The organism is Deefgea chitinilytica (genome assembly GCF_016881405.1).
GTDB classification, from domain to species: Bacteria; Pseudomonadota; Gammaproteobacteria; order Burkholderiales; family Chitinibacteraceae; genus Deefgea; species Deefgea chitinilytica.
The window spans coordinates 57,357-74,252 of the sequence record NZ_WOFE01000001.1 but is presented as its reverse complement, the minus strand read 5'-3'; the positions used below and the strand labels follow the sequence as shown (position 1 = coordinate 74,252).

Below are 16,896 nucleotides of genomic sequence, written 5' to 3'. Positions count from 1 at the left end.
ATGCAAATTCCTGAAAACAAGAAACTTCTTTCAATTGTAGTTCCGTGCTTCAACGAAGAAGAAGTAATTTCAGAAACTTTTAAACGCCTCAATATCTTTTGTCAAGAACTAAAAGACTTAAATTTTGAAATAATATTTATTGACGATGGTAGTAAAGATAAAACTCGAGAGTTGCTTAAAAAGTTTGCGGCTGACGATGCCAGAGTCAAAGTGATATTTTTTGCACGCAACTTTGGTCATCAGATAGCAGTAACTGCGGGTATTGATGCAGCACTTGGTGACGCCGTTGTTCTGATAGACGCTGATCTACAAGATCCTCCAGAGGTGGTTCACCAGATGATTGATAAATGGAGAGACGGTTACGATGTAGTATATGGTACACGTACCGAAAGACCCGGGGAATCCGCGTTCAAGCTAGCCACAGCGCGTAGTTTCTATCGACTGCTAAACAAACTTTCCGACGTGCCAATTCCTCTAGACACTGGTGACTTTCGTTTGATGAGCCGCTCAGTCGTCGATACATTGCGAGCAATGCCGGAGCGTGATCGGTTTGTTCGCGGGATGGTTAGCTGGGTAGGTTTCAAACAAACTGCTTTGCCATATAAAAGAGCAGAGCGTTTCGCTGGGCAGTCTAAATATCCGCTAAAAAAAATGCTTCGCTTTGCCACTGATGGCGTTTTATCATTTTCTACAAAGCCGCTACAAATGTCTGTTGGTGTAGGGATGATTTCAGCGGTAATAGCATTGATGGGAATTGCATACGCTCTATTTTTAAGGGTATTTACAAGCACTTGGGTAGAAGGTTGGACGGCGCTAATGATCGCCGTGCTGTTTATAGGCGGGGTTCAGCTGGTATGTATTGGTATTCTTGGGGAGTACATCGGGCGAATATATAATGAAATAAAAAATAGGCCGTTGTATGTAGTTCAGGAGTACGTAGGATTTCATGAAAATGGCCCAGCCATCTCTCGCAGTCCAGTAGTGTATAAAACGCCGCGATGAAAAAAATATCAAGAACATTAATCGGCGCTGTGGTTGCCGTATTTTTTGTCTGGCTAATTTTTAAAAATGTCAACTTTCACGATCTGATCGTTAGTTTTAAGCAGGTAAAGATTCCATATATCGCAGGGGTGATATTTGTTTTCTTTGCTGGCTATTGCTGCAGACTCGAGAGGTGGCGTTTAATGCTGCTGCAAGAAAACCCTCGGCTTCAATGGAAAAACTGCTCTGGACCTTTAATGGCGAGTGTTGCGGCTAACAATATTTTACCGTTCAGAGCGGGCGATATCCTCCGTGCCTTTGCTTTCAACAGCCGTTTGGAAATTAGCGCTTCTACTTCGCTTACTTCGTTATTTGTCGAGCGGCTCTTAGATCTGCTAATGGTTGTCTCGTCTCTTGGAATTGCCTTGACCTATTTTGGAATGGACTCCTCGGCCCTAGTTGGTGTTGAAGGTAGCGTATTGATATTCGCAGCAATTGCGATTTTATTCTTACTGTTTTTTCCAGGGACTTTCAAGAAGCCTGCTTTCTTCATCGCAGATTTAATTTATAAACTAAATACTAGATTAGGCACAAAATTCAAAGAAGAATTGTTAAAAATTTTTGTTGCTCTAGGCCACACATCACAAAGGACAACAATTATTAAACTGGTTCTCTGGTCATTTATTGCCTGGATTAGTGAAGGATTGGTTTTTTGGTTCGTGGCTCTATCGCTGCCTGATATATCAAATGACCTTGCCTCTTGGGTTGCGCTACCAGTTGGCACCCTTGCTACCGTGATACCTAGTACGCCAGGTTATGTAGGAACATTCGATTATTTCACGGCACAATCGATGATCGCCATGGGCAACTCAACAACTAGCTCGGTGGCTTTTGCATTTATTGTTCATGCGGTTTTGTGGCTGCCTCCTAGCCTCGCTGGGGGCATCTATTTAATTGCAAATCCAATAAAAATTCCAAAGAACTGAGAAAAAATTATGACTGACTATACAAAAACACATGTATCAATTGTTGGCGCAGGATTTACCGGACTATCTGCAGCCTACGAACTCGCAAGAAAAGGGGTCAAAGTAACTGTACTTGAATCAGAGGGTGAGGTTGGCGGGCTTGCAGCTGCCTTCGATGTGGAAGGTGAAAAGCTTGATAGATTCTATCATCACTGGTTTACCAATGATTTGGATGTGATGACATTGATAGCGGAGCTGGGTCTAAAAGATAGAGTTGAAATTAATCCAACAAATACCGGGGTGTACTATGCGAATAATTTTTTTAGACTTTCAACTCCATGGGATTTGCTAAACTTTAAACCCCTTTCTTTTACAGATCGAATCCGTTTAGGACTGCTAGCGTTGAGAGCAAGACGCGTTAAAGATTGGAAGGCACTTGAAAGTAAGACTGCTCACGAATGGCTTAATGAGTTAGGTGGAGAGAATGTTTACAGGGTCATCTGGCAGCCCCTATTAAAGGGAAAATTCGGCCCATACGCAGAAGATGTATCTGCTGTTTGGTTCTGGAACAAGCTGAAGCTACGTGGAGGTAGCCGAGGAAAAGGTGGAGAAGAGCGGTTAGCTTACTTTAAGGGCGGCTTTGTTGCACTGGCTGAGGCCCTTGCACAAAAGATTCGAGATCTCGGTGGGACAATTTTGCTAAATTCGGCTGTGGTCGCAGCTAAGCGGCATGAGGATAAATGGCTAGTTGAAACGTCATCCGGGTCAATTACTTCCGATAGGATTCTTTTCACAACTTCATTGCCTATAACAGCTAAGATGATTGAAAGCTGGGCGCCCCCTGAATACCTTCAGGCTCTTAACAGGATTCAATACATTGGTAATATATGTCTGGTATTGGAGCTCGATGAGCCATTATCAAAGACATATTGGTTGAATGTTAATGATCCAACCTTCCCTTTTGTTGGCGTCATCGAGCATACCAATTTTGAACGGCCGGAAACATATGGTGGGCGCCACATTGTATATTTATCAAAATACTTACCTCACACCGACAAGCTTTACTCAATGGCTGCGGACCAATTTTTGGAGTATGCAATTCCATACCTCCAAAAAATGTTCCCTAGTTTTAAAAAATCTTTGGTGCATAAGCACCATCTTTGGAAAGCTCGCTGGTCCCAGCCAGTCGTTGAAAAATATTATGGTTCATTAATTCCAAGTGAGGATGGACCCGAAGGCATGCATCTTTGTTCGATGGCGCAGATCTATCCTGAAGATCGAGGGACAAACTATGCTATCAGAGAAGGTAGAAGAATTGGTGTAAGGATTTCAGAGATGATTTGCAATGGTGGTAATTAAAATGTTTCAGGCGATAGTTAAAAAAAGTAGCTATTGGGATTTTATTAATAGCCGTAGATCTATTCTGTTTGTTGCATTTGTTTTTGCTTTATTTGGACTCTTTGTCTTTCTAACCAAGGCGAAACAGGGGATTAACACTTTTGAGTTTGGTGATGAGTCCGAAAAGTTTGTTGCTGCGCAAATGATAAATGAGGGGATGAGGCTGTATTTGGACATATTCGCCCATCATGGTCCGGTTCCTTATATTATTTCTCATGCCTACTCGGTGTTGATTAGTGCAAGTGATTTTTCTCAAATCCGCTGGTTCATGGTGGTCTTGGCACTCGTCTCAGCGGTTTCTATTTATTTGTCACCAGTCTTCAAGTCGACCTCAGTTAAATTGATTGGAACGGGGATATTTTTGACCCTTCTATCAGTAATTTGGGTGCTCCAAGGCACTCACATGATTCTTTATCACCAAATAGGTGGGTTTTTATTCGTCATAGTTTTCTCGCAGCTCTTTTTGCCTTTAGTGCTGGGTGAGCGTGCAACGAACTGGGGAATAGTGATTTCAGGTTTTTCTGCGGTAACAATGTGTTTTACAGCTTACGCATTTGGTCTGTCAGTTATATTCGTTTCTACTGCGTCTGTCTTATTGGCGTATCGGTTAGCCGGCATTTCATATGCAAAATCCAGTCTATTATTATTTTTTCTGGGTGCATCCTTTGCGCTGGCAATAATATTGCTCTGGCTTTATAGCTTTGCTGATTTAAAGGGTTTTCTTGTTTATCATTTTTATTTTAACCAAGAAGTCTATTCTCAATTTATAGGATTTTCATTGAGTTCATTGAGGAATCTTTTTGTTTTTAGATTTAATCCTGATCGAATTTTGCATTCTTTCATTCTTATAATGCTGATCGCCTCTGCCTTTATGGCCTTGAGTGTCGTCGGTTTTGCAGATCAAAATAAAAACACATTGCTTCTCTGGTTGAGCGTTTTTCTTTTTGCGCTCTCTATCGTATTTCTTAGTCCTCGCGGTGGAACTGGGTTTCATGGGGTCGGTTTTATGATTGCCGGCCTAGGTATTTTTTCTGCTACGTCATCACTTTTCTTGCAGAAATATATTTGTAAATCAGGTCCCAATGCCTTCTTCCGATTTTTATTTGGTTTTTTAATTGTTCTATTCATATTTAACAAGGCGAGCTCTGATGCAATTTCAAGTCCGCATGGTGTGAAGTCGGAAGATTTCCCTAAGTATATTAGTTACATGAGGCCTGATTTTGACACTGGCCTTGTAAGTTTGATAGCAAATAGTAAAAATGACTTCTTGGCCTTGATTTTTAATCCGAGTATATATATTAAAAATGGAGTGCTGCCCGTTTCAGGTCATTACTACTACCTTCCTTGGCAGGCTGCATATAATAGAAATCCGATTGATGGATACAAAATCGATTTGTGCGGTGACATCAAAGAACGTAAGCCATCCTTGATTTGGTTTGATAATTGGAAAGTATGGGACAAATACGCAATGACGGATTATGAGCCTTGCGTAATTGATTTAATCAATTCAAATTACACTCGTACTAGTGATTCAAGTCCACTATATGTAAGATCGGATCGTCTTATTAACTCATCTGAAGCTATATTTTTACGGGAAAGAAGAATGGTCCCAAGTAAGCAGTTGGAGGTTGCCGACCCGATAAAATTGCATTTAGTTTTCGATGGACGGAAAAATCCTCAAAGCTTGGAAAACATTGGCATTATGTTTGGAACGCATATGCGCAAAAACGCTGGCGAAGCTGAGCTCGTTGTTTTTTCAAGTGACGGATCTAAATTTTCAAAAAAATTCTCACTGCCTGATCTGACGGATAATCATTATAGATATTTTGATTTAGGGGTTTCGGAAGTAGTTTCTGCTGAAATACATTTCTTTTCAGGTGGTGGAGTCAGTACGTGGGAAAGCCATGATGATTCTGGAAATATTTTAACTTGCATCAACTATAAATACTCTAACAAGAGCGTTTCATTCACACCTGGGTGTCCCTAGTCCCCTAGGGCTCCACATTATCGCAATGTGGACTTTGTCGCGCGCATTAGATTCTTTGGTTTCACAGTTGATGAACCTTTCGCATCAGCTCGCAAGAGTACCTGCAGGCTGTTTTGCGTACGTTCATGCTACTGTCGGAGGCGGGCGAGTACCCCGCCACCAACATTAAAAACTAAAACCCTGATTATTCAGGGCTTTATTCATTTTCATCTATAATATTACCACCATTTTCCCACCACTTAGATTGAGTCGTAGCGATTGACTGTAAGCATCCGACCGATCCACGTTGAACAGGAGCTGCGATTCTTGGGAGCATAGTGATGGTGAGACAGAATTGGATGGCAGCGTCGCTGAAAGTGGGGTTTCGCCCGCGCTTGCCACTGGGTTCGGCAGTCCATTTCAGCGTTGGGTCGAGCCAAATCATCAATGCGCCACGCGATTTCAACGCGGCGTGATAGCCTTGGCCAGTTGGTAGTTTTGTAATTGTTGGGTGCTGGTTTGCTCATGCCGCTATTCTAACAGCGGCACTATGCTGCAGATTTGTGCAACAAAGCCCATCAAAGTATAAATGTCTTTTCGGTTTCACTTTTAATCCAATTAATCGTAAGCGCTAACCCATCATGCAAGCTAATCGCAGCCTCCCAACCAAATTCTCGCCATATTTTTTCAACACTTAAAATATTGCAAGGAACATCAAAAGATCTAGAAGGATAGTAGCGCACGTTAAGTGATCGACCGATCAATAGAGATAAATCTGCAACTATTTCATTCAAAGAGACACCATGACCTGAGCCAAGATTAAAGAGAATTTCTCCTCCTGTATAATCAATTGCACGCACGAAGGCATCCGCTACATCAGAAATATAAATGTAATCTCGGATCACCGAACCATCGCCCCAAATTGATATTTCTTGCTCCGTCAAAGCTTTTTGAATAAATGCCGCGATTACGCCCTGTGGACGATCAACCCTCTGGCCCGCACCATAAGGATTTGAAACGCGAAAAATAATTGGCTCTAAACCATACAACCTTTTAAACAGGTATAGATAATTTTCAATTGCAAGCTTGGTAATTCCATACGAACAAATCGGTTTCGTTTGATGATTTTCATCAAGCATAGGAGTTTGTGGTAAACCATATACTGTTCCGCCTGACGAAGAAAAAATGATTCTCTTAATATTTTTTGCAACCATGAGTTCAAGCAGTTTCAATGTTGAAATCACATTACTATTCACGTCAAACTGCATGTCTTCATTCGAAGACTGAGGTAATGTCGTTGATATCAAATGGTATACAACTTCAATCCCATCCAATGCTTTTTCAATATCAACACTATCGGTAAAATCGCCAGAAACGTATTCAACGAGTTCACTTACTTCAATCACACTCAAGTTTTCAATTGCTGTTGCTCTATCAAAAACACGCACCCCATGACCAGCAGCCAACAAGCTGTTTACTAAAGAAGAACCTAGAAAACCAGCACCACCCAATACAAGACATTTTTTCATTTTTATTTAGCTTCATACTTCTTGATAACGGTGCAGAGCTTATCAGTCTCCACATCCCAATTAGTAGATGCGGCAAACTTCATTCCAGCATCTACAATTGTTTTATGCAATTTTTCATCACTCAAAATTGAAACTAAACCAGCACTCAAACCCTCAACGGTTGCATCTGTCAATATGCAATTCTCTTTATTGAGTAACCATTCAACCCAAGGTCCCGAATTACTAATAACAGGCACCCCACTCGCCATTAATTCCAATGGCAATAACGAAAGATTAGTAAATGATAATACGAGTGCCACATCACACCGCGAATACAAATCAGGTAACTCAGCCAATGACAAAGTTCCTGCATTTAAATGCTCGTAAGGAATGTGGTAGTTAGATACATCCCATCCCGCAAAAATTACTTTCACATTTGGCAATACTTTAACGACCTGATCGAGCACCAACAAGCCAAGCTCAAACGCACGCCTCGCCGTAGGAGGGCGTGCGTAGAAAAAAATACACTTAACATCAGCATCTAATCTAGGTCTCGGATAATACATATCTTTTTCGTATGAGAAACCAACCGAGGTAGTCTCCATTTCATACTCAATACGCAATTTATCTTTCAACCAATCACCCGCAGTTACACCTACAAAACCAAATTTGTATGTATTTTCAGCTAAAATAGCCTCACTACCTACAGCATAAAACCATGGTTCAAAATCTTGCACAAAATATAATTTATGCTTAGTTGATTTAAAATTTCTCACGTAATATGCAGTTTGCCATGACGTAGCAAACGCAATATGGCATTCAGGTAATTTATTTAAATCGGTATAAACCTCAGCCTTTAATTCAACAAACCATTCGCAAATTTGTCTTTTTCTAGTTGCCGAGTCAGATTTCTCATCATTAACAATCGCTATCCTGCATTCAATTCCATTCTTTTCAAGCCCAGCAATAAACCTGAATATATTTAAATGCCCACCAGAGCCATATCCAAACGCAGGAATAAACCAAGTAACACTCTTTACATCCCCACCTGTGTATTGAGAGCCAAAAGGGTTAATCTTCACGAAATCGTAGAACTCAACAACATTCGTCTTTTGAAGCGCACGAAGAAAACCACCCGACCTTAATTTCCCCTTCACCAGATCAAAGGATGATTTAAACCCATATCGCCGAAAATGGCTGGATAAAGTCCTAATTTTTCGATAAATCACATTAATTGCCTTATTTTTTCTTCAACAAGCCGGCCTGCAACCGTTTGTCACGCGAAATGATAGATATAATTCTCGGCGAGAGTTTGTCGCCAAAGTAACCAAGGTGGTGCCCAAACAAACGTGCAAAATTATCAAAAAGCGCTCTAGTGCCGCGAATCACACCACCAATAAAACCATACTTCTTTAAAAGAAATCTTGTATCTCTCACTGTCATTCTTATGCAATTACCAAATAAATGAGCAAGGGTTGGACAGAGGCGGTAACCAAACAAGCGGAAAAGGGCATAAGATTCATCAAAGCTACGTTGAAAACGCTCAAATATCGTGTAATCATGCGAATGAAAAACAACCGCGTTCTCCGCATATCCCTTACTCCAGCCAGCCTCAATAATCTCTTTTGCCCACAACTGATCTTCAGCAAAATCAACATCAGGGTACGGATGCAACAGCCATGCCGACTTTCTAATTAGCGAGTTGTTGTCCGAAAAAAAGTGAAGAAATTGACGCCACCCCAAATCATTTTCATAACGCTCAATATCATCATTTTTATTAACTACTTTAAACCCAGAAAACCCGCTAAAATGACACTCCAACTCCTGAACAGTCAATGCATCGGCAGTTGGGTAGGCGATATGGCGACCGAATACACCTGCAATATTAGAATCAACATCTGCAACAGAAACAAGATTGGCTAACCAAAGTGAATCCATAGGCTTAGCATCATGCGTTAGCATTGCTACATATTCGCTATTTGCCATTTCAATCGCTTTGTTGCGCGTTTTGCCATGACCAAATTCAGCCGATGAAATTTCAAGCAAGCGAACTTGCGGATATTTTTTTACAAACTCAACCGTCCCATCAACTGAGCCAGAATCAATTACAATTACTTCAAATGGCCAAGGGGTTTCCTGCTTAAGAACAGCATCAAAGACATCATAAAATATCTGCCCTGGATTTTTTGTTAAAATCGCAACGCTAACTTTATACTCATTCTCCACTACGTTTTCCTTGTTTTATAAACCCAGACAAGTAACGCATCGGTGCTGTAACTTTCCACGATGTTGAATTCTGTAATCGTTCTATGGTAACTTTTAGGCTTGCAACTTCATTCTTAGAACTAAAAACGAGTTCATCCAATTCATCCACTTTCTTATTTAACTCAACTACCAAATCTTCACGATATTGAATCTGGGCATTTGCATTACTGTTAACGTCACTAATTAATTTCATTTTGTAACGTGATGATCCAGCACAAATATTCGCAAGAACGGAGGGCAAAAATTCATTATTCTCCAATGTTTTAATATCATAGATTTCTTTTGCAGGCAAACAAATTCGTCCAAGCTCACTCCAGCTATCTTTATCAAGAGCAATTAAAGTTGCAGACGACAATAAATTTTCTTCAATATTTCGCGAACAACTTAACCCAAGATAGATAATATCCTTATCAATACAAATCCCGCGAGTGTATGCCTGAAACGTCTGGCTCCGAATTAAAACACCGTACTGGTCATACTCTTGCAATTCTTTCATTTCAGAATTAGCAACTAACAATCGACCATTGCACTCCGCAATGCTATGAGGCTGAGACAATCCAGTAATAAATCTCTCACCCGATAATAAATTCTGTATATATCCAGCTGACTTTGTGTTTCCTTTGTATTCTCGTTTACAATAAAAATCACCAAATGCAGAAAAATATACTTCATCACGAAAGACACCTAAACAATTAATGTGAGAAGAATCAGGTTCACCTGAAATCTGCCACTTTTCTACGACTTCACCACTTCGCCCATATTTCGTAACCGAGTTATCCGTTGTACTCACGGCATAAAGATAATCATCTCTAAAAAGTACATCGTGCACATCGCCAACTCCCTCTAATGAGAGCCAATCAATACTGGCAACAGAGCCACAACTCATAATTTCATCAGGTTGTATGCCTCGAAACATGCAACCATTTTTAATATCAAATCCAGTTGTATTTATATCATCAAGCTGAAATACAAGACCATTATGAATATAAAAAAGGCCCCCTGAATTTGGACAAGAGACAAATAGAGAACTAAATAAATTATGCATTTATACTAACCACAGGAAAAAACTTAAAACACACAGGTTCAGTTTCATAACAATCAGAAAGAGGCAGCACCCTAAAAGCAATAATATCTGTTTTCCGATGCAAGATCGTCTCATCCAAATCTTCCTGCATGCAACCAAAAACGCCTGCATTCATAAAAAAGGTACCCGCGTTCAAATTGCAATCAAATTCAAATGCCACTTGAATACGACTTCCTAGTTCAACTTTTGAAATCGCTTTACCTGCACTAAACGCACTCAACGCACCACCAATTGAAAATCCAGTCAATGTTTTTATTGACATACCAAAACGCACAAGAAAAGCTACTTTCATAAAATCGACATCATACTTAAAAACATACCGTCTTCCACTAACTAAAGAATTAACTTTTACTCCTTCCAAGTTATATATCCCAGCATCTCCAATCAGTGGGCCACTTGATTCATACTCAATTGTACTTAGCGGCTTCAAATTCTCATCAAAGCACTCTTCAAGATCACACTCCTTAAAATCTGTTCCGTTTTCTATTTCTAGATTATTACTAGCTTTTATTTTTTTATATACATGCGCATCTTTAATATCTTCTCTAGTATCGAAATATTTATCACTTGGTGCATATAATAATTTCTGATACGATCCAACAACTGGCTTCGCCCGATCAATAACAAGAAGTTCACCAGCATCAATCAAAATTGCCCTATCGCACAATTCAACAATTGTACCACCTGAATGCGATACAAATAGAATTGTTGCTCCTTTTGCCCTTATTGCTTCAATTCTAGAAAAACATTTCCGCTGAAATAATTCATCTCCTACAGAGAGCGCCTCATCTACAATTAAAATCTGCGGATCGACATTAATGGCGACAGCAAATGCCAATCGTACCCCCATCCCGCTTGAATAATTTTTTACAGGTTGATCTATAAAATCCCCAATATCGGCAAATTCAACAATGGAATCAAAACGCTCTTCAATTTCTTCACGAGACAGGCCTAAAATTGCACCATTCATGTAGACATTTTCACGACCGGAAAACTCTGGATTAAAACCTGCCCCAAGCTCCAACAACGCAGCAACCCGACCGTTGGTCTTAATTTCACCCTGCGTTGGATTAAGCGTTCCACAAATTAGCTGCAATAACGTTGATTTACCAGAACCATTTCGTCCGATGATACCAACCGTTTCTCCTTTTTTGATTTCAAAAGAGACATCCTTCAGCGCCCAAAACTCGCGAAAATATTTCCTTTTTCCGCGTAATAGCATCTGCATAAGACGATCACGTGGCTTATCATAGATATGGTAACACTTACTTAAATTTTCGACTTTGATTGCAAAATCAGAGGACATCCGCAAATCCTTTTCTTGATTTTTGAAACCACGCAAATCCCAACCAAGCAATCATTGAACTACTAAGCAAATAAACAACATACATTTTTAAATCGAACATTTTGCCCCAATACAGAATGTCACGAATCTGCTCGATTGCAGGCGAGAGCGGGTTCATCAGCATGAATTTTTGGTAATTCAACGGCAGGGCATCGATCGGAAAAAAAATCGGAGACAAAAACATTAGTACCGTAATTAAAATACCCACAATCTGTCCCACATCCCTTAAATAAACTCCCAACGATGCCAACATCCAACTCAGCCCCATAATCAAAATTAGAATGGGCAACAACACAATGGGTAAGAGAAAAATCGTCGGATGTGGCAGTCCAACTTCAATCATATAAAATATTAACCACACAAAAACACTAATCGATAGATGAAATAGCGCAGAGCCAATAGATACCCAAGGCAATATTTCAAGAGGAAACACAACTTTCTTCACATAATTGATATTTCCCAATATCAATCCGGGTGCTCGGCTCACACACTCAGCAAACAGATTAAATACAATTAAACCGGCAAACAGTACTAAAGCAAATTCGGTGCGTGACTCGCTTCCACCACTCCAGCGCGCTTTAAAAACTACGCTAAATACAAAGGTGTACACGACCAACATAAAAATGGGATTAAAAAATGACCATAAAATACCCAAGGCCGAGCCTCGGTAGCGACCAATGACTTCTCGCTGAACTAAAGCCTTGATCAAGCTTCGATTGCGCCAAAAACTATTAAAAATTTCAACTGGGGCACATGTAAAAGACTGCATCAGGCAAACACCTCAGCGTTAAAAAATTGACTGGCAGTCATATCTTTTATCGACAATACCGGTTCACAATCCAGTGACCAATCAATCTTCAAATCAGTATCCCTCCAAAGTAAACTCCGCTCAAACTCCGGAAACCAATAATCCGTCGTTTTGTACAGAAACTCCGCAACCTCACTGACCACCACAAAGCCATGGGCAAAGCCTTCTGGGATCCACAGCTGTCGTTTGTTTTCTTCACTCAGCGTTACACCAACCCATTTACCAAAGTTCAGTGATGACTTACGCAGATCGACGGCGACATCAAACACTTCGCCCCGTGTACAGCGAACCAATTTTCCTTGTGGGTGCTGAATTTGGTAGTGCAATCCACGCAAAACCCCCTTCACGGACTTCGAATGATTGTCTTGTACAAACTGAACTTCACGGCCAATCGCAGCTTCAAATTTGGCGTGATTAAAGCTTTCATAAAAAAATCCACGCTCATCACCAAACACTGCAGGTTCAATGATCTTTACATCTGGAATGTCGGTATCAATGATATTCATAATTCGGGGAGTAGGGAGTGGGGGATAGGGATTAAGACTAAGTCCTTAATTACCTATTCACCCCCTTACTCATAACTCCTATTAATAAATCTGTTCTTTAATCATGCGCAATAGATACTGTCCATAGGCATTTTTCTTCAACGACTGGGCGAGTTTTTCTACCTGCTCAGTATCAATCCAGCCCTGCCGATACGCGATTTCCTCTGGGCAACACACTTTTAAGCCTTGTCTTGCTTCGATGGTTTGGATGAACTGGCTCGCTTCAAGCATTGATTCGTGCGTGCCAGTATCAAGCCAAGCGTAGCCACGGCCCATGGTTTGCACATCCAACTTTCCTTGCGCCAAATACACACCGTTTACATCGGTAATTTCTAATTCACCGCGCGGTGATGGTTTGATATTTTTGGCAATTTCAATGACGCTGTTGTCATAGAAATACAGCCCCGTCACAGCATAGTTTGATTTCGGCTTAGCGGGTTTTTCTTCAATCGAAAGTGCTTTGCCACTTGCATCAAAATCTACGACACCGTAGCGCTCTGGATCATTCACATGATATGCAAATACACTGGCACCACTTTCTTTAGCTGATGCGGCTTGCAATAAGCCAGCAAATTCATGGCCGTAGAAAATATTGTCGCCCAGCACGAGTGCAACATCATCTTGGCCAATAAAGTCTTCACCGATGATAAATGCTTGGGCGAGTCCATCAGGGCTAGGTTGCACAGCGTATTGCAGCTTGATACCCCATTGGCTACCATCGCCGAGCAGTTGCTCAAAACGTGGCGTATCTTGCGGTGTAGAGATAATCAAGATGTCACGAATACCCGCCAGCAATAAAGTGCTAAGCGGATAATAAATCATCGGTTTATCATAAATCGGGAGTAATTGCTTAGAGACTGCAATAGTGGCTGGATACAGGCGAGTACCCGAGCCACCCGCCAAAATTATGCCTTTACGATTAGCCATGCTCGGCTCCTAAACTTGTTTCAATAATGTCATGACGTTGTGTACACCAGCTTGCCACTCCGGTAATACTAGACCAAACGTCGTTTCTAATTTTTGCGTATTAAGACGTGAATTCGCAGGGCGAGGTGCAGGAACTGGGTAATCACTGGCAGGAATTGGCTTAATATCTGAGCCTCTAATTTTAAGTGTATAGCCCTGAGCAACAGCAATATCATTGATTAGTGAAGCATACCCATGCCAACTGGTTTCGCCATCGGCAACCAAATTATACGTCCCAAATGCAAACTGAGCTTGATCTGCTGACCGTAAATACTGCGCAATAATCTGTGCCGTTGCATCGGCAATCATACTAGCAGAAGTAGGCGCTCCAATTTGATCGGCGACTACACTCAGCGTGTCCCGTTGCTGCATTAAACGCAGCATGGTCTTGAGAAAATTACCGCCATGCGCGCCAAACACCCAGCTCGTGCGAAAAATCAAATGTCGTGGATTGGCTGCGGCAACAGCCAACTCCCCCGCTAATTTGGTCTTGCCATAGACCGATTGCGGATTAGTCGCATCACTTTCTAAATATTCACCGTCTTTCGTGCCATCAAACACATAGTCAGTCGAATAATGAACGAGCAAGGCACCGAGTTTCGCCGCTTCTTCAGCGAAGACTTGCGGCGCAGTAACATTCAGCAATGTGGCAAGCTCTACTTCAGACTCGGCCTTATCAACGGCCGTATGCGCGGCAGGATTAACGATGATGTCAGGGCGGATCCGTTGCACTAACTCACAAATCGCTGCAGGATTAGATAAATCGCAATCGTTGCGATCTACGGCAATCACCTCGCCCAGTATGGCGAGGCTGCGTTGCAGCTCAAACCCAACTTGGCCATTTTTACCAGTGACGAGTATCTTAGGTATTGCCTTCAATGACATGCTCAAGCACCGTATTGGGTTGATACCCACTCACGGTATGCTCCGCTAGTTACATTACTCACCCAATCTTGATTAGCCAAATACCACTCTACCGTCTTGCGAATGCCCGATTCGAAAGTCTCGGCCGGTTTCCAACCCAATTCGCGCTCTAACTTGCGGGCGTCAATCGCGTAGCGGCGATCATGGCCAGGGCGATCAGTTACATAAGTAATTTGCTCAACATACGGTTTGCCATCAGCTTTGGGCTGCAATTCGTCCAATAGACTACAAATTGTTTTGACGACATCAAGGTTAGCTTTTTCGTTCCAACCACCGACATTGTAGGTTTCACCCACTTGACCCGCTTCCAAGACGCGGCGGATGGCCGAACAGTGGTCCTTCACAAACAACCAATCACGGATTTGTTGTCCATCACCATAAATCGGCAAAGCTTTACCAGCTAGTGCATTCAAAATGACCAGAGGAATTAATTTCTCAGGGAAATGATACGGGCCATAGTTATTTGAACAATTGGTCGTCAGTACAGGCAAGCCATAGGTATGGTGCCAAGCACGCACTAAATGATCCGATGCGGCTTTTGAAGCTGAATAAGGACTATTGGGCTCGTAGGTATTGGTTTCAGAGAAAGGCGGATCGTTGACTTCCAACGTACCATAGACCTCATCAGTTGACACATGCAGAAAACGAAACGACGATTTGGCTTCCGTTGCTAGTTCGTTCCAATAGCCACGTACCGATTCCAGTAAATTAAATGTGCCCACTACATTGGTCTGAATAAATTCACCCGGCCCCGTAATTGAGCGATCAACATGCGACTCGGCGGCAAAATTAATCACAGCACGCGGTTGATGTTCAGCCAATAGCTTGCTGATGATTTCACGATCACCGATATCGGAGCGAACAAAAACATGACGGGTATCGCCATCCAAGCCTTTTAGCGTGTCTAGATTACCGGCATACGTCAACTTATCAACATTAATCACGGTCTCATCAGAGTTGGCTAACCAATCTAAAACAAAATTGCCACCAATAAAACCCGCACCACCCGTTACTAAAATTGTCATCTCTTACTCTTCTTTCTTTTTGATTTATAAATAAGCCACTTTGGCGAACGAAATTGCGCAATGCTTCGATACAACCACACGTAGCCAATCACAAAACACAATGCTGTCAGTTGCAACCACACCGTCTGCGACCAGAATAATGTCGCCGGGATCACAGCCAACGATGATAAAAACCATAAATACGGCGAAGTCATGCTATTGCGAATCATTTTATCGCGCGGTAATCGGCTACCGACTGCCCAGCGCATCATTCGCTTATAAATGAGTTGGTGCAAATGCGCAGCATCCGGCAAGCTAGGATTATCTTGCCGATGTAGGCGACGATTAATCGTGAACACGGTTTCAACAATCGGATACAGCATCAATACCAATGCATACCAAGGCGACACATTCGGATTTCTATAAACAATCGCAATCGACAATGACGCAATCATAAAGCCAATAAAATAAGCCCCACCATCACCTAAAAAAATCAGCCCACGTGGCCAATTCCATAATAAAAACCCGAAAATTGCCCCAATCATTGTGATTGAGGTAATTAAAATAATTCTGTCATTAATTTTTAAGGCCACATAAGCCAACGACGCCAACATAATGATAGATACAGCTGCGGATAATCCATTGTATCCATCAATAAAATTAAATGAATTGACTACTCCAGCTAATGCAAAAATAGTCAGCAAGTACATCACAATAGGCACCAGCACCAAATGCTCGTAGGGGATATCTAAGCGAGATACGACCCAGCCATTACAGAAAATAAGAAGAATAGCAGAGACCACCATCGCGGCTAAACGCGTTTTGACTAGACCAATTTTTAAAATATCTTCCAGCAGACCGCCAATAAATAATGGCAGGGCCGCTACAAACAGCAGCAGCACACCATGAATATCAGTGCGACTCTCAAACCAATAGCCGGGCAAGATACCAATAACAAAAGCCAAGGAAATCGCTAAACCACCAACTCGGGGAACAGGATGAATATGGATTTTTTGCGGACCAGTCAAATCATGATCGGCCGTTAAATGAGCGTGCGTGTGCTCATACCGAACAATCAGCAAACAGGCCAAAAATGACAGCACGAACGATAATGTGAGATAGAGAGCGGACACTCAG

General features: G+C 41.6%; 15 protein-coding genes and 1 pseudogene. 4 read left to right on the top strand and 12 right to left on the bottom strand.

Features of this window, described 5'->3' with window-relative positions; genetic code table 11:
* The 4 genes from GM173_RS00350 to GM173_RS00335 are packed head-to-tail and all read left to right on the top strand — an operon-like array spanning position 1 to position 5,331.
* Positions 1–1,002 carry a glycosyltransferase family 2 protein gene (locus GM173_RS00350; RefSeq protein WP_203569353.1) on the top strand — a complete coding sequence of 334 codons (1,002 nt, stop codon included), beginning with the start codon at positions 1–3 and terminating at the stop codon, positions 1,000–1,002.
* On the top strand, positions 999–1,967 hold the full coding sequence (locus GM173_RS00345; RefSeq protein ID WP_203569352.1) for a lysylphosphatidylglycerol synthase transmembrane domain-containing protein: 969 nt from the start codon (positions 999–1,001) through the stop codon (positions 1,965–1,967). Before GM173_RS00350 ends, GM173_RS00345 begins: the two co-directional genes overlap by 4 nt.
* A 9-nt stretch (positions 1,968–1,976) precedes the next feature.
* Complete coding sequence (locus GM173_RS00340) at positions 1,977–3,305, top strand: NAD(P)/FAD-dependent oxidoreductase (protein WP_203569351.1); 1,329 nt, start codon at positions 1,977–1,979, stop codon at positions 3,303–3,305.
* A 1-nt stretch (position 3,306) separates the two neighbouring features.
* Entirely contained in the window at positions 3,307–5,331 is a 2,025-nt protein-coding gene (locus tag GM173_RS00335; RefSeq protein ID WP_203569350.1) for an ArnT family glycosyltransferase, read from the top strand.
* Positions 5,332–5,641: 310 nt separating this feature from the next.
* On the opposite strand, the pseudogene GM173_RS00330 reads toward GM173_RS00335, so the two are convergent.
* From GM173_RS00330 to GM173_RS00275, 12 genes and pseudogenes are all read right to left on the bottom strand, one after another.
* Positions 5,642–5,837, bottom strand: a pseudogene (locus tag GM173_RS00330) (transposase); the annotation flags it as partial.
* Positions 5,838–5,888: 51 nt separating this feature from the next.
* Positions 5,889–6,839: an NAD-dependent epimerase/dehydratase family protein gene (locus tag GM173_RS00325; RefSeq protein WP_203569348.1), complete on the bottom strand. Its 951-nt coding sequence runs from the start codon at positions 6,837–6,839 to the stop codon at positions 5,889–5,891.
* Between the two features lie 2 nt (positions 6,840–6,841).
* On the bottom strand, positions 6,842–8,047 hold the full coding sequence (locus GM173_RS00320) for a glycosyltransferase family 4 protein (RefSeq protein ID WP_203569347.1): 1,206 nt from the start codon (positions 8,045–8,047) through the stop codon (positions 6,842–6,844).
* A gap of 10 nt (positions 8,048–8,057) precedes the next feature.
* Positions 8,058–9,044, bottom strand: a complete 987-nt coding sequence (locus GM173_RS00315; protein WP_203569346.1) for a glycosyltransferase family 2 protein — start codon at positions 9,042–9,044, stop codon at positions 8,058–8,060.
* Positions 9,034–10,128, bottom strand: a complete 1,095-nt coding sequence (locus tag GM173_RS00310) for a DUF4915 domain-containing protein (RefSeq protein WP_203569345.1) — start codon at positions 10,126–10,128, stop codon at positions 9,034–9,036. The genes GM173_RS00315 and GM173_RS00310 overlap by 11 nt, the downstream gene beginning before the upstream one ends.
* Entirely contained in the window at positions 10,121–11,473 is a 1,353-nt protein-coding gene (locus tag GM173_RS00305; RefSeq protein WP_203569344.1) for an ABC transporter ATP-binding protein, read from the bottom strand. Before GM173_RS00305 ends, GM173_RS00310 begins: the two co-directional genes overlap by 8 nt.
* Positions 11,463–12,281, bottom strand: a complete 819-nt coding sequence (locus GM173_RS00300) for an ABC transporter permease (protein ID WP_203569343.1) — start codon at positions 12,279–12,281, stop codon at positions 11,463–11,465. The genes GM173_RS00305 and GM173_RS00300 overlap by 11 nt, the downstream gene beginning before the upstream one ends.
* On the bottom strand, positions 12,281–12,826 hold the full coding sequence (gene rfbC / locus GM173_RS00295; RefSeq protein ID WP_203569342.1) for a dTDP-4-dehydrorhamnose 3,5-epimerase: 546 nt from the start codon (positions 12,824–12,826) through the stop codon (positions 12,281–12,283). The genes GM173_RS00300 and rfbC overlap by 1 nt, the downstream gene beginning before the upstream one ends.
* Before the next feature lie 81 nt (positions 12,827–12,907).
* Complete coding sequence (gene rfbA, locus GM173_RS00290) at positions 12,908–13,792, bottom strand: glucose-1-phosphate thymidylyltransferase RfbA (RefSeq protein ID WP_203569341.1); 885 nt, start codon at positions 13,790–13,792, stop codon at positions 12,908–12,910.
* A 9-nt stretch (positions 13,793–13,801) separates the two neighbouring features.
* Positions 13,802–14,716 carry a dTDP-4-dehydrorhamnose reductase gene (gene rfbD / locus GM173_RS00285; protein WP_203569340.1) on the bottom strand — a complete coding sequence of 305 codons (915 nt, stop codon included), beginning with the start codon at positions 14,714–14,716 and terminating at the stop codon, positions 13,802–13,804.
* Between the two features lie 2 nt (positions 14,717–14,718).
* Positions 14,719–15,780, bottom strand: coding sequence for a dTDP-glucose 4,6-dehydratase (gene rfbB / locus GM173_RS00280; protein ID WP_203569339.1), 1,062 nt, complete (start codon positions 15,778–15,780; stop codon positions 14,719–14,721).
* Positions 15,777–16,892, bottom strand: a complete 1,116-nt coding sequence (locus GM173_RS00275) for a glycosyltransferase family 4 protein (protein WP_203569338.1) — start codon at positions 16,890–16,892, stop codon at positions 15,777–15,779. The genes rfbB and GM173_RS00275 overlap by 4 nt, the downstream gene beginning before the upstream one ends.
* Between the last annotated feature and the right edge of the window lie 4 nt (positions 16,893–16,896).

Excerpts from the sequence above, each read along its gene's own strand:
- rfbA (WP_203569341.1), bottom strand. The coding sequence starts at position 13,792 with ATGGCTAATCGTAAAGGCATAATTTTGGCGGGTGGCTCGGGTACTCGC.
- rfbD (WP_203569340.1), bottom strand. The coding sequence starts at position 14,716 with ATGTCATTGAAGGCAATACCTAAGATACTCGTCACTGGTAAAAATGGC.
- GM173_RS00325 (WP_203569348.1), bottom strand. The coding sequence starts at position 6,839 with ATGAAAAAATGTCTTGTATTGGGTGGTGCTGGTTTTCTAGGTTCTTCT.
- rfbC (WP_203569342.1), bottom strand. The coding sequence starts at position 12,826 with ATGAATATCATTGATACCGACATTCCAGATGTAAAGATCATTGAACCT.
- GM173_RS00340 (WP_203569351.1), top strand. The coding sequence starts at position 1,977 with ATGACTGACTATACAAAAACACATGTATCAATTGTTGGCGCAGGATTT.
- GM173_RS00300 (WP_203569343.1), bottom strand. The coding sequence starts at position 12,281 with ATGCAGTCTTTTACATGTGCCCCAGTTGAAATTTTTAATAGTTTTTGG.
- GM173_RS00350 (WP_203569353.1), top strand. The coding sequence starts at position 1 with ATGCAAATTCCTGAAAACAAGAAACTTCTTTCAATTGTAGTTCCGTGC.
- GM173_RS00345 (WP_203569352.1), top strand. The coding sequence starts at position 999 with ATGAAAAAAATATCAAGAACATTAATCGGCGCTGTGGTTGCCGTATTT.
- GM173_RS00310 (WP_203569345.1), bottom strand. The coding sequence starts at position 10,128 with ATGCATAATTTATTTAGTTCTCTATTTGTCTCTTGTCCAAATTCAGGG.
- GM173_RS00335 (WP_203569350.1), top strand. The coding sequence starts at position 3,307 with ATGTTTCAGGCGATAGTTAAAAAAAGTAGCTATTGGGATTTTATTAAT.
- GM173_RS00305 (WP_203569344.1), bottom strand. The coding sequence starts at position 11,473 with ATGTCCTCTGATTTTGCAATCAAAGTCGAAAATTTAAGTAAGTGTTAC.
- rfbB (WP_203569339.1), bottom strand. The coding sequence starts at position 15,780 with ATGACAATTTTAGTAACGGGTGGTGCGGGTTTTATTGGTGGCAATTTT.